We start from the raw sequence: 12579 nt of genomic DNA, 5'->3' as shown, positions 1-12579 counted from the left end.
GGCGGACGCCTCTGGCTCCGCGCAACCTCGGAGATCCGCGCAGCCCCGGCCCACATCCCCCGGATGGGCCGAGGTTGCGCCGATCTCCGAGATTGCGTGCGCGACGTGGCTGCGCTCAGCCCGCGAGCGCGGGGTGAGCTTCCGCCGACACCTCGCCGCCGCGAGCGGCCATCGCCTCGGCGAGGAGGGCGAGCGACTGGGTGCGTCCCGCCGCGGCATCCGTCTGCTCCGAAGCGAACGCACCCGCGATCGGTGACACCATCACCTCGTCGACCCCCGCGCGCGCGGCGAGGTCGATGAGGCCCGCGGCCACGTCGTCGCCGGTGCCCACGAACCAGGTCGCGCGCGCGGCGGCCATGATCTCATCGGCCATGGGGGCGAGCGGCGCCGCGCTCTGCGCGTCTTCGACGGTCTCGAGCGGGGTGAGAGGCTGGTTGGTTCGCAGGCGCACCATCATCCGCAGCTGCGGCAGGGCTCTCGCCTCCGCCTCCTCGGCAGTCGGGGCAGCGACGATGTTCGCGGTGACGAAGGTGCGCGGCCGAGGGTGCGCCTCGGACGGCCGGTACTGGTCGCGGTACAGCTGCAGCGCCCGGTCGAGGCCCGCGCCGGAGAAGTGGTTCGCGAAGACGTAGGGAAGACCCAGCGAGGCGGCCAGCTGGGCCGAGTAGTCGCTCGAACCGAGCAGCCACACCTCGGGCGCATTCTGCGCCGCAGGGGTTGCGCGCACCTCGTACGTGGTGCCCGAGGTCAGGCGGATCGCCGCGCCGTCGGGCGAGGTGAGCGCGAGGATGTCGCCGATGTGGTCGGGGAAGCGCTCGACATCGCTGGTGGTCCCCGACATCCGCAGCAACTGGGTGATGACCGGATCGCTGCCGGGCGCCCGCCCGATCCCCAGATCGATCCGGCCTGGGGCGATCGCCTCGAGCGCGGCGAACTGCTCGGCGACGACGAGCGGCGAGTGGTTGGGGAGCATCACCCCGCCCGAGCCGACCCGGATCCGGGAGGTGCGCGCCGAGGCCGCCGCGATCAGCACCGGGGGTGTGGTCGAGGCGACGGCGGGCATGTTGTGGTGCTCGGCGAACCAGTACCGCTCGTAGCCGAGCCGTTCGGCGGTCTCGACGAGGGCGAGGGATGCCGCGACCGCCTCGGCGCTGGTCTGTCCGGCGCGCACCGGCACAAGGTCGAGGACCGACAGGGTGATGCTCATACCGAAGGGTGCTCCGTTCAGGGAAGACGGTTCGCGCGGGCGAGGTTCTCGCGCATCTCATCAGCGGTCTGACGCTGCCCGTAACCGGGACGGTCGCGCTCCAGACGCCACGACTCGCTGAGCGGCCCGGCGCTGACGGTGTCGAAGCCGAGCTCGTCGTACAGGTGCGTGATCGTCTGGATGGCGTCGGGGAAGTCGCTGGCGGTGCCGAGTGCCCGCCGGTTCGGCGTACCCGCGGGCGAGCCGTCGGTGGTGATCTGCGCGGAGAGGATGTTGTTGAACGCCTTGACGACCTTCGAGGTCGGGAGGTGGTCCTGGAGCAGCTGCGAGGTCGTGGTCTCGCCGCGGTCGAGCGACTCGATGTGGCCGTCGCGCTCGAAGTAGTAGTTGTTCGTGTCGAGCACGATCTTGCCGGCGAGGGGTTCGACGGGGATCTCGCCGATCGCCTTGAGCGGCACCGTCACGACGGCGATGTCGGCGGCCTCGGCGGCTTCCTGCGCGGTGGCGGCGCGGAGCTTCGGACCCACCTCGTCGACGAGATCGGTCAGGGTCTCGGGTCCGCGGGAATTGGCGATGACGACGTCATAGCCGACTCCGGTGAAGGCGCGTGCGAGCTGGCTGCCGATGTGTCCGGCGCCGATGATTCCGATGGTGGTCATGTGTGGGGGCAACCGAGACGCCGGTGCGGGCATTCCCGCCGCTCGATCGTCCCGAACTCCTGCACATCGGGACCGAACGCGCGATCGCCGCCCGGATCATCATCGCTTCGACCGATTTTGCAGGAGTTCGGGACACGCCCGGTCAGCGCGGCGCGCGCTTGACCGCCTCGTAGGCCTCGAGCGCCGCCTTGCGCGACTCCTTGAGGTCGACGATCGGCGCGGGGGCGTCGCCCGAGACGTGCTCGGGTGCCCACTCGCGGATGTACGCCCGCTTCGGGTCGAACTTCTCAGCCTGCAGCTCGGGGTTGAACACCCGGAAGTACGGTGCGGCGTCAGCGCCCGACCCAGCGACCCACTGCCAGCTGAACGGGTTGTTGGCGGCATCGGCGTCGACCAGGCAGTCCCAGAACCACTCCTCGCCCCGTCGCCAGTCGATGAGGAGGTTCTTGATGAGGAAAGACGCCGTCACCATCCGCACCCGGTTGTGCATCCAGCCCGAGACCCACAGGCTCCTTCATGCCGGCGTCGACGAGCGCGACCCCGGTCTCACCCTTCTGCCAAGCCCGCAGGTGCGATGGCTTAAGCCGTGGCCAGGGGAAGGCGTCGAATTCGCGACGGAGGTTCACCGTCGCGAGGTCCGGGTGGTGGAAGAGGGTGTGCCAGGCGAATTCGCGCCACCCGAGCTCGGAGAGGAACCGGCGGGGGTTCCCCTCATCGACCGCGGCGTCCCAAATCTGGTACGGACTCAGCTCGCCCCAGCGCAGGCGCGGCGACAGCATCGACGTCGATCCCGACGCCGGCTCGTCGCGGCTGCGGTCGTAACCCCCGAGGTCGCCCGCGATGAACTCTTTCAGTCGACGCTTCGCCGCCGCCTCACCCGGTGTCCATCGCTCGCGCAGCCCGCCCGCCCAGTCGGGATCGGTGGGAAGCAGCCCCCAGGCGTCGAGATCGTCGGAGTCGACCTGCCCCGAGAAACCCGGCACCTCGCGCGGTTCGGGAAGCGGTGCCCGCGGCGCAGGGAGCGACAGACAGGCCCGCCAGAACGGGCTGTAGACCGAGAACGGCGTGCCGCCGCCCGTCTTCACCGTCCACGGCTCGAACAGCAGCGAGGCGGCGAACGACTGCACCGTCACACCGTCTACACGCAGGTTCGCTTTCAGGTCGGCGTCGATGTCGCGTTCGGGCAGGCTGTAGCGCCGGTTCCAGAACACCGCGCCGGCACCGGTGTCGGCGACGAGAGCCGGAAGGACATCGGATGCCGCGCCCCGCCGCAGCACCAGACTCGCCCCCTTGGCGGCGAGGTCTTCGCCGAGGGAGCGCAGGGAGTGGTGGAGCCACCACTTCGCCGCCCCGCCGAGCGGGCGCATACCGGGGGAGTCCTCGTCGAGGACGAACAGCCCGATGACCGGCGCGTCGCGGTCGAGCGCCGCGCGCAGCGCGGGATTGTCGGCGAGGCGGAGGTCGTCGCGGAACCAGACGATCGAGGGCGCAGCCATGCACCCATCCTGGCGTTCGCCCGGCGCCCCGGGCCGTCAGAGCCCCTCGACCTCGTGCCCGCGGGGGAGGGCGAGCAGGAGCGAGGCGGGCTCCAGCCGCACCCGCACCTGGGCGGCCTCACCGAATTCGTCGCCGTCGAGCTGGACGGGGTGGGGCTCGGAGGTCGCGAGGTCCACGCCGAGGCCGCGCGAGTAGCGCACCGCGTTGTCCTTCGTCCGCAGCGCCATCACGCGACGGCCGCTCCGGAAGCGGCGGAGGAAGCTGTTGTCCCACGCCACCCGGCGCCAGACGAAGATCCAGCCGAGAAGGCCCTTGGGCTGGAGGAAGACGATATCGAGGTTGCCGTCGGCGACCGACGCCTCGGGGATCAGCTCCAGTCCCGCCGGAAGCGACCCGCAGTTGGCGAACAGCACGCTCTGCACCCGTGCCGCATGGATGCGGCGCTGCGGCAGCTGATACATCAGGCGGAAGGGCTTCGCGGCGGGAAGCGACCGTGCCACGCCGTCGACGTAGGCCACCCAGCCGACCTGCTTCTTCAGCTTCGGGTTGGTGTTGGCGATCATCGCCGCGTCGAGGCCCATGCCGCCCATGACGACGAACGCGTGCTCGTCGACCGTGCCGTCCTGGCGTCGGAGGCTGGCGAAGCCGACATCCATCGCCAGCGAATCACCGTCGAAAGTCGCTCGGATCATCGCGTCGGGGTCGTCGAGGGGGAGGAGCAGGTTGCGGGCGAGGAGGTTGCCGGTGCCGCTCGGAACGATCGTCAGAGGAACCCCGGTGCCGGTCATCGCCTCGGCCACGGCGCGGACCGTGCCGTCGCCGCCAGCGACGAGCACCGCGTTGACCCCCTCCTTCAGAGCCTGGCGGGTGACGTCGTCGCCGAGGTCGTCGACCGTGGTCTCGTAGAACAGCGGCTCCGACCAGCCGGCGTCCTTCGCGGCGCGCTCGACGCGCGCACGCAGGTCGTCGGCATCGACCTTGGTCGGGTTGTAGACGAGGGCCGCCTTCGGGCTCGGGCGTCCCTCGGTGTCGGCCATCGGCTCGGGTTCACCCTCAGCCGACACGCGGCGGGCCTCACCCTCCTCGCCGTCGGTGGTGTCGGGCTCGACGTCGTCGGGCTCGCGGATGACGTCGTCTGGCGCTGCGGCCTCGGCCGGGTCGGGGGCGTCCTCGGCGGCGCCGGTCGCGTCGGGGGCGTCGGCCGACTCGCCGCTGTCCATCACCTCGTCGTCCAGGAGGTCGCCCTGCAGGACGTCGCCGGGCGAGAGGTCGCCATCAGCGATCTCCTCGGCCTGCTCGCCGAGCTCCTCGTCGGCGGCCTCGAGTTCAGGCTCGTCGGGTCCGTCGGAGTACACCGCATCGGACGGATGCGGCGGATCGGCGCGGTCGGGCGCCTCGTCGTTGTCGTTCTGTCCCCCTGGCATGCACTCAGACTAGGACCCGGAGGGCCGGTGATTAGACTCGTCCCGTGATCGATCCCGTGCTTCTCCGTGACAATCCCGAGCTGGTCAAGCGCTCGCAGGAGGCACGGGGGGAGTCGGCGGACACCGTCGATGCCGCCCTCGACGCCGACCGCGCCCGCCGAGCGGCCATCACCGCCTTCGAGGAACTGCGTGCGGCGCAGAACGCGCACGGCAAGCGGGTGGCGCAGGCTCCGAAGGAGGAGAAGGCCGCACTCGTGGCCGAGGCGAAGGAGCTCAGTGAGCGGGTCAAAGCGGCCCAGCACGCCGTGACCGCCGCCGAGGAGGCCGCCGACGCTGCCTTCGCGCGCATCGAGAACATCGTCATCGACGGGGTGCCCGCCGGTGGCGAGGACGACTTCGTGACCCTCCGCACCCACGGCGAGACCCCGACGTTCGACTTCGAACCGCGCGACCACCTCGAGCTCGGCGAACTCCTCGGCGCGATCGACATGGAGCGCGGCACGAAGGTCTCGGGGAGCCGGTTCTACTTCCTCACCGGCATCGGCGCGCGTCTGGAGCTCGCGCTCATGACCCTCGCGCTCGACCGCGCGCTGCAGGCCGGGTTCACGCCCCTCGTGCCGCCGACCCTGGTGCGGCCCGAGGTGATGCGCGGCACCGGCTTCCTCGGTCAGCACGCCGACGAGGTGTACCACCTCGAAGAGGACGACCTCTATCTCGTCGGCACCAGCGAGGTCCCCCTCGCCGGGTATCACATGGACGAGATCCTCGACCTCTCCCGCGGCGCCAAGCGGTACGCCGGCTGGTCGACCTGCTACCGCCGTGAGGCGGGGTCGTACGGCAAGGACACCCGGGGCATCATCCGCGTCCACCAGTTCAACAAGCTGGAGATGTTCGTCTACACCACCGTCGACGAGGCCGAGGCCGAGCACCAGCGCCTCGCCGACATGCAGGAGGGGATGCTCCAGGACCTCGGTCTGTCGTACCGCGTGATCGACGTCGCCGCGGGCGACCTCGGCTCGAGCGCGGCCCGCAAGTACGACATCGAAGCGTGGGTGCCCACCCAGAACGCCTACCGCGAGCTGACGTCGACCTCCAACTGCACGACCTATCAGGCGCGGCGCCTGAACATCCGGCACCGCCTCTCGGCCGACGAGGGCGGCAAGACGCAGTTCGTCGCGACGCTCAACGGCACGCTCGCGACCACCCGGTGGATCGTGGCGATGCTCGAGACCCACCAGCGTGCCGACGGCTCGGTGGTCGTGCCCGAGGTGCTCCGCCCGTACCTCGGCGGCCTCGAGGTCATCGAGCCGGTGTCATGACGGAAGATTCTGCGGAGACCGGCCTGCCTGACACAGGCGAGATCGAGCGGACCGAGCAGGAGGACGCCGCCGAGCTCATCGAAGACCTCGCGACGGGATCCGAGCGACCGGATGCCGCGGGCGAACGTCTTCTCATCGTGCTCGACATCGACGGCACCGTCCTGCTCGAGGACGAGACGCTCAGCCCCGGCGTCGTCGACGCCGTCGCGCACGCCGGCTCCGCCGGCCACGAGGTGATGCTCGCCACCGGACGCAGCTGGGAGTCCACCCGCGGCATCCTCCGTGTCCTCGACATCGCCCCCGAATACGTGGTCTGCTCCAACGGCGCGATGGTGATGAAGCGGGTCGAGGCCGACGAGGTGCGCTACGAGCGGTGGCACACCGAGACCTTCGACGCCACCGAGGTGCTGCGCCTGCTGCGCGAGCACCTGCCCGACGCGCGGTACATGGTCGAGCTGCCCGACGGCAGCCGTCTCTACACCGAGTACCTCGAGGACTGGAACCTCGCGGGCGCCCGCCGCGTGTCGTTCGACGAGCTCGTCGCACAGCCGGTCTGCCGCGTCGTCGTGGTCTCGCCCGGCGACAGTGAGTCCGACTTCATCGAGCTCGTCGAACGCGTCGGGCTGAACGAGGTCTCGTACGCGGTCGGCTGGACCGCATGGCTGGATGTCGCCCCCCAGGGTGTCGACAAGGGCACCGCGCTCGAGCTCGTGCGCAAAGAGCTCGGCATCGACCCGTCGCGCGTGCTCGTCATGGGAGACGGGCGCAACGACGTCGGCATGTTCGAGTGGGCGCTCCGGCACGGCGGCCGCGCCGTGGCGATGGAGCAGGGGCCCGACGAGGTGCGCGCCGCAGCCGGCGAGGTCACGAGCACCGTGCAGGCCGGCGGCGTGGCTGCCATCCTCCGGGCGCTGTAGCCGGGCCCCTTTTCCCGCGATGTCTCAGACAGGCGCGCCTCCCAGGGCTCTGCCAGGCGCTATGGGAAAAATGAGGGGTTGGCGCTGTCGACTAGACTCGACGCCGATTCGAGCGGATGCCGCAGGGCATGCGTTTCGGGAGGGTTGTCCGAGCGGCCGATGGAGCTGGTCTTGAAAACCAGTGGGCAGAGATGTCCCGTGGGTTCGAATCCCACACCCTCCGCTTCCTAACCGTGAGGACCCGAGTGAGTCAGACGAGCAGAACCGGCGCGCGTGGGCGCAAGACGGTCGCCCGGCACGGCCGGTTGCGGTCCCCGCATCCGTTCGCGTCGCTGATGAAGATGCTCGGCATCGTCGCGGCCGTCGTCCTGGTCTCGGGGCTGGGAGTCAGCGCGTACGCCTACTACGACCTGACCACGAGCTTCGCCTCCGAGGCTGTGGAGCTCGAAGGTCAGGGGTCGGTTCCGCCCGATATCGGGGCGATCGAGGGCGGGGTCAACCTGCTGCTCGTGGGCACCGACGAGTGCGAGCCGGAGTACGCCTACCTCTTCGGTGACCGCTGCACCGGACCGGACGCCGAAGGCCAGCTCAACGACGTCAACATGCTGCTGCACATCTCCGACAACCCGCGTCGGGTGACGGTCATCTCGTTCCCGCGAGACCTCATGGTGCCGATCCCCTCGTGCACGCGCGAGGACGGCAGTGAAACGGGCGGCTCGAGCTACGAGCAGATCAACTCCGCATGGAACTACGGCAGCCTCAACTGCGTGGTGAAGACCGTCTCGCAGCTCAGCGGCATGAACATCCCCTTCGCGGCCAAGGTCAGCTTCGGAAACGTCATCAGCATCACCGACGCGATCGGCGGCGTGGATGTTTGCATCGGCAACGGTGGCATGCGCGACCGTTACACCGGCATCGACTGGGCCGCAGGACCTCGGAACGTGCAGGGCGTCGAGGCACTCCAGTTCCTGCGCACACGCTACGGGCTCGAGAACGGCAGCGACCTCGCGCGCATCAGCAACCAGCAGCAGTACATGTCGTCGCTCGCGCGAAAGCTCGTCAGCGATGAGGTGCTGACGAACCCCTCCACTCTGCTGCGACTGGCGACCACCGTCGTGGACAACGTCACGCCCTCGCAGAGCCTCACAAACCCGGTGACGCTGGTGCAGATCGCGCGCGCCGTGCAGGGGGTGCCGTTCGAGGAGATGGTGTTCGTTCGCTATCCCGTCTTCGACGACCCCTCCAACGCGAACCGCGTCGTGCCGGATGAGGCGGCCGCGGAGCAGCTGTGGGCGGCCCTCGAGGCCAACCAGCCGCTGCAGCTGACAAGCGACCCGAACCTCAGCGGTGGTGTCATCACGGCCGACCCCGCTCCGACCGATGCGCCTGTGGAGGGCGAGCCCACCGAGCCGACCGAACCCGTGGAGCCCACTGAGGGCGCCGCGCCCGTCGAGCCTGCGCCGACTGAGACCGCGGCTGTGCTGCCGGACTCGATCCAGGGGCAGACGGCCGCGCAGGAGACCTGCTCGGCCGGGAATCTGTCGGGCTGAGTCTCGGTTTCGGTGTCGCCCGCAGCACCCGTTATGATGGCTGAGCGCGTCCGGGTTCTGCTCGGATGCCTGGAGACGTCGCATAGTCAGGCCTAGTGCACCACCCTGCTAAGGTGGAGTCCCCTCACGGGGACCGAGGGTTCAAATCCCTCCGTCTCCGCCAAACCTTCTCTCAACTCCGGTTGCGCGCACGCCATTCGCTCAGCGCCTCGTCCACTCGCTCCGCGAGGATGAAGAACGCATCCGCTTCCCGCTGTTCTTCCGTTCGTCGGTTCGGTGTTGCCCCGGGGAGAAAGCTCCGCATGTCGTCGGCGCGCAACTTGGCCGTGATGCGTCCGAGTGCGTGGAGAAGTGCGGCGCCGCTGTCGCCTCCGATCTTCCCCGAAAGACTCGACATCCCGTCGCCTTCGTCTTTCACCTGCAATCCAAGCAGCGCTTCAAGGATCAATACGGCGGATTCGTCTTCTACGAGGACTTCATTGATCGTCATTGCCGCACGCTACGCCCCGCCTCCGACATCCACTCGGGCCGGCTGCGACGCCGCCTTCGCTCGCTCGGATCGAAGCGGGGTGTGCAAGGCGGGGTGCCGTTGTCTTCACCGTCATCGGCCCGCCTTTCGTGCCCATCGGCTGGCTGTCCGGGCGCCCGGAGGCGGCGCAGAAGACACGGTCTGCGGTCGGGGTTTCGGGCGGCTCGGAGCCTTGGCGCGAAGACGGGGTGGTGCGGCTCTGGTCGATGCCGCACCACCCCGTCGATCAGACCACCCCGTCGATCAGATGCGCCGGGTGCGTCTCGTCGCTGCGAACATGACCGCAGCCGCGCCACCGGTCAGGGCAATGACGCCGAACCACACCACCACCGGAGAGCTGTCACCACCGGTAGCGGGAAGCACAGGGACGATGGGCGCAGCGGTGACCGTGATCCTCACTTCGGCGATCGTGGTCTCGCCGTCACCGAGGTACACCGTGTAGGTTCCCGCCCTGGCGGCGCTGAAGGCGGTCTGCGCAGTGCCGTTCGACGCCGTCACTTCGGATGCCGACAGCGAACCGCCTTCGCTGACGGAGAAGTAGGCGGTGGAGCCGTCTTCGAGGTTGCTTGCGGTGACGGTGGATGAGGCCCCTGCTCGGATCGACAGAGGATGGGCCGTCAATTGCGCACCGCCGGGGTCGACGACGTCGGTGGGGGCCGTGAGGTCGGTGACGGAGATCTGCACCTCGGCGATCGTGATTTCACCGTCGCCGAGAGAGACGGTATAGGAGCCTGCGGCAGTAGCGGTGAATGTGGTCTGTGCTGTGCCCCCGGTCGCCGTCACCTGGGTCGCTGTCAGCGAGCCGCCTGCACTGACGGAGAAGTAGGCGGTGGAGCCGTCTTCGAGGTTGCTCGCGGTGACGGTGGACGAGGCACCCGTCGTGATCGCCGAGGGGTCGGCGGCCAGGAGGGGCGGACCCGGATCGGTGAGGCCGTTCACGGTGATGTCGACCTCGGCGATCGTGGTTTCACCGTCACCGAGGTAAACAGTGTAGATGCCTGGGGCCGTTGCCGTGAAGGTCGTCTGCGCGCTGCCGTCGGCTGCGACCACCTGCGATGCCGGCACCGAGCCGCCCTCACTCGTTGAGAAGAAGGCGGTCGAACCAGCGACGAGGTTGCTCGCTGTCAGGCGAGACGAGCCGCCGACGGTGATGACGGTCGGATCTGCGGACAATTCGGCTCCACCTGGATCAGTGATCCCCGTCACCGTGATCCCGACATCGAGGAAGTTCGTCTCACCGTCGCCGAGATAGACCGTGTACGTCCCTGCACTGCGGGCGAAGAACGTCGTCTGCGCGACTCCGTTCTCCACTATCACCGAGTCATCCGTCACCTGTCCGCCCTCATCGGTGGAGAAGTAGGCGACAGTGCCGTCCTCGAGATTGCTCGCGGTGATGGTCGAGTACCCCTGGGTCGTGATGGTCGTCGGGTCAGCGTTCAGCCCCGGCTGCCCCGGGTCGGTGACAGCCGCGGCCGACGCGGCTGTCGACAGCGCCAGGGCGCCGCCTAGGAGAAGGGACAACAGTGACTTCTTCATCATGGATGCTCCAGGTCATCGATCGATCAGAGAGGGCGTTGTGCCGCAAGGTCGTCGATGAGGTACGCATCTCGCGGGCGGTTCTACGCGAATCCCGCGGCAAGTGAACCGAGCTCAGTGTGCCCGAGGGACAGTGATCGGTATAGGGGATTCCCCCTAAGCCGGCCCTGGATTCTCAACGTCCTCTCCGCCGTCGATGCCCTCAGGCGCGGTGCCGGCGAGGCGGCCTGTCCTCGTCGCGGCGTGTGCGGCGTCCCGGGCCCCCGGTGTCGAGCCGAAGCTCGATGAGCCTGCCTGAGATGCGGGTGCTTTCGAGGCGGCTCATGGTGTCGCGCGAGAGATCGGCGGGGAGTTCGACGAGGGAGAAGTCCGGCCGGATCTGAATCGCCCCGAAATCGTCACGTTTGAGACCGCCCTCGTTGGCGAGCGCCCCGACGATCTGACGGGGCTCCACACGGTGGCGTTTGCCGACGGCGATGCGATAGGTCGCCATCCCACTCCGAGGAGTGCGTGGCTGCCGTTCTGCGCCGTCGCGCTCGCGGTCCGCGCGCCCCGGCCGTTCAGCGCGCTCGCGGCGCTGCGGCTCAGGATCGGGCTCGAGCAGGAGCGGCGATTCGCCCTGAGCGACCACGGCGAGGGCGGCCGCGACATCGACTTCGGGAACGTCGTGATGACGGACGTAGTGGGCGACGATGTCGCGGAAGCGGTCGATCCGCTCCGTCTCGGCGAGGGCTGCGGTGATGCTGTCGTCGAAGCGCGCGAGGCGCGTGACGTTGACCTCGTCGACGCTCGGCAGCGGGATCTCCGTCAGCGATTGACGCGTGGCGCGCTCGATCGCGCGTACGAGCCCGCGCTCGCGCGGGGTGACGAAGCTGATGGCGTCGCCCGACCGTCCGGCCCGCCCGGTGCGGCCGATGCGGTGCACGTACGACTCGGTGTCGGTAGGGATGTCGAAGTTCACCACGTGCGAGATGCGCTCGACGTCGAGACCGCGGGCGGCGACGTCTGTCGCGACGAGGATGTCGAGCTTGCCCGCCTTGAGTTGGTTGATGGTCTTCTCGCGTACGGGCTGGGCGACGTCGCCGTTGATCGCGGCGGCCGAGTAGCCGCGTGCGCGCAGCTTTTCGGCGATCTCCTCCGTCACACTCTTGGTGCGACCGAAGACGATCATGCCGTCGAAGTTCTCCGTCTCGAGGATGCGGGTGAGCGCATCCATCTTCTGAGAGAACGACACGATGAGGTAGCGCTGGGTGATCGTCGACGAGGTCGTCGTCTTGGTCTTGATCGTGATCTCTTGGGGGTCGTGCAGGTACTGCTGCGAGATGCGTCGGATGGCCGCGGGCATCGTCGCCGAGAAGAGTGCGACCTGCTTGGTGGCGGGCGTATCGGCGAGGATCGTCTCGACATCCTCGGCGAAGCCCATCTTCAGCATCTCGTCGGCCTCGTCGAGCACCAAGTACTTCAGCTCGGTGAGGTCGAGCGTCCCCTTGTCGAGGTGGTCCATGATGCGCCCGGGGGTTCCGACGATGACGTGCACTCCCCGGCGGAGGGCTGAGAGCTGGACGCCGTAGCCTTGGCCGCCGTAGACGGGCAGCACGTGCAGGCCGCGCCGGTGGGAGGCGTACTTCTCGAACGCCTCGCACACCTGGAGCGCCAGCTCGCGTGTCGGGGCCAGCACCAGCGCCTGTGGTGTCTTCTGCGAGAGGTCGAGCCGGTCGAGGATCGGCAGCGCGAATGCCGCTGTCTTGCCTGTACCGGTCTGCGCGAGGCCGACGACGTCGCGGCCGGCCAGAAGGGTGGGGATCGTCGCCGCCTGGATCGCCGACGGCGTCTCGTAGCCGACATCGCGCAGCGCCGCGAGCATGGAGTCACCCAACCCGAGGTCGGCGAAGGTCATCGTGGCGGACTCCTTAGGAGCCGCTTCCTCGATCGGGGCGTCGG

Annotated in this window: 9 protein-coding genes, 2 tRNA genes and 1 pseudogene; 5 read left to right on the top strand and 7 right to left on the bottom strand. The window is 69.0% G+C overall.

Going from position 1 to position 12579, the window contains the following annotated elements; genetic code table 11:
* Positions 1 to 115 precede the first annotated feature (115 nt).
* From QSU92_RS05675 to QSU92_RS05660, 4 genes and pseudogenes are all read right to left on the bottom strand, one after another.
* Positions 116 to 1207 carry an LLM class flavin-dependent oxidoreductase gene (locus QSU92_RS05675; RefSeq protein ID WP_289265203.1) on the bottom strand — a complete coding sequence of 364 codons (1092 nt, stop codon included), beginning with the start codon at positions 1205 to 1207 and terminating at the stop codon, positions 116 to 118.
* A gap of 17 nt (positions 1208 to 1224) precedes the next feature.
* Positions 1225 to 1866 (bottom strand): NADPH-dependent F420 reductase, encoded by a 642-nt coding sequence (locus tag QSU92_RS05670; protein ID WP_289265202.1) that lies wholly within the window; start codon positions 1864 to 1866, stop codon positions 1225 to 1227.
* A gap of 142 nt (positions 1867 to 2008) precedes the next feature.
* Positions 2009 to 3362 (bottom strand): annotated as a pseudogene (locus tag QSU92_RS05665) (cryptochrome/photolyase family protein).
* Positions 3363 to 3398: 36 nt separating this feature from the next.
* Positions 3399 to 4787 carry a diacylglycerol/lipid kinase family protein gene (locus QSU92_RS05660; RefSeq protein ID WP_289265201.1) on the bottom strand — a complete coding sequence of 463 codons (1389 nt, stop codon included), beginning with the start codon at positions 4785 to 4787 and terminating at the stop codon, positions 3399 to 3401.
* A 44-nt stretch (positions 4788 to 4831) separates the two neighbouring features.
* Here QSU92_RS05660 and serS point away from each other — a divergent pair, with 44 nt between their 5' ends.
* From serS to QSU92_RS05635, 5 genes are all read left to right on the top strand, one after another.
* The gene (gene serS, locus QSU92_RS05655) at positions 4832 to 6106 is read left to right on the top strand and encodes a serine--tRNA ligase (RefSeq protein ID WP_289265200.1); all 1275 of its coding nucleotides are present in this window, start codon (positions 4832 to 4834) and stop codon (positions 6104 to 6106) included.
* On the top strand, positions 6103 to 7023 hold the full coding sequence (locus tag QSU92_RS05650) for an HAD family hydrolase (RefSeq protein WP_289265199.1): 921 nt from the start codon (positions 6103 to 6105) through the stop codon (positions 7021 to 7023). Before serS ends, QSU92_RS05650 begins: the two co-directional genes overlap by 4 nt.
* A gap of 138 nt (positions 7024 to 7161) precedes the next feature.
* Positions 7162 to 7246 (top strand) — tRNA-Ser (locus QSU92_RS05645).
* Positions 7247 to 7268: 22 nt separating this feature from the next.
* Entirely contained in the window at positions 7269 to 8573 is a 1305-nt protein-coding gene (locus QSU92_RS05640) for an LCP family protein (RefSeq protein ID WP_289265198.1), read from the top strand.
* A gap of 71 nt (positions 8574 to 8644) precedes the next feature.
* Positions 8645 to 8736: transfer RNA gene (locus tag QSU92_RS05635), tRNA-Ser, on the top strand.
* Between the two features lie 9 nt (positions 8737 to 8745).
* Here the strand turns inward: QSU92_RS05635 and QSU92_RS05630 are convergent.
* From QSU92_RS05630 to QSU92_RS05620, 3 genes are all read right to left on the bottom strand, one after another.
* Positions 8746 to 9063: a DUF222 domain-containing protein gene (locus tag QSU92_RS05630; protein ID WP_289265197.1), complete on the bottom strand. Its 318-nt coding sequence runs from the start codon at positions 9061 to 9063 to the stop codon at positions 8746 to 8748.
* 282 nt (positions 9064 to 9345) lie between these two features.
* Positions 9346 to 10641, bottom strand: coding sequence for a DUF4369 domain-containing protein (locus tag QSU92_RS05625; protein ID WP_289265196.1), 1296 nt, complete (start codon positions 10639 to 10641; stop codon positions 9346 to 9348).
* A 199-nt stretch (positions 10642 to 10840) separates the two neighbouring features.
* Complete coding sequence (locus QSU92_RS05620; protein WP_289265829.1) at positions 10841 to 12535, bottom strand: DEAD/DEAH box helicase; 1695 nt, start codon at positions 12533 to 12535, stop codon at positions 10841 to 10843.
* Positions 12536 to 12579 lie beyond the last annotated feature (44 nt).

Origin of the sequence: Microbacterium sp. ET2 (genome assembly GCF_030347395.1) — a bacterium.
GTDB classification, from domain to species: Bacteria; Actinomycetota; Actinomycetes; order Actinomycetales; family Microbacteriaceae; genus Microbacterium; species Microbacterium albipurpureum.
The sequence above is the reverse complement of the archived record's forward strand: the minus strand, read 5'-3'. Positions and strand labels throughout refer to the sequence as shown.

Bases quoted from the DNA above. Each gene is read 5' to 3' on its own strand.
- QSU92_RS05675 (WP_289265203.1), bottom strand. From the start codon at position 1,207: ATGAGCATCACCCTGTCGGTCCTCGACCTTGTGCCGGTGCGCGCCGGA.
- QSU92_RS05670 (WP_289265202.1), bottom strand. From the start codon at position 1,866: ATGACCACCATCGGAATCATCGGCGCCGGACACATCGGCAGCCAGCTC.
- QSU92_RS05660 (WP_289265201.1), bottom strand. From the start codon at position 4,787: ATGCCAGGGGGACAGAACGACAACGACGAGGCGCCCGACCGCGCCGAT.
- QSU92_RS05650 (WP_289265199.1), top strand. From the start codon at position 6,103: ATGACGGAAGATTCTGCGGAGACCGGCCTGCCTGACACAGGCGAGATC.
- QSU92_RS05630 (WP_289265197.1), bottom strand. From the start codon at position 9,063: ATGACGATCAATGAAGTCCTCGTAGAAGACGAATCCGCCGTATTGATC.
- QSU92_RS05625 (WP_289265196.1), bottom strand. From the start codon at position 10,641: ATGATGAAGAAGTCACTGTTGTCCCTTCTCCTAGGCGGCGCCCTGGCG.
- QSU92_RS05620 (WP_289265829.1), bottom strand. From the start codon at position 12,535: ATGACCTTCGCCGACCTCGGGTTGGGTGACTCCATGCTCGCGGCGCTG.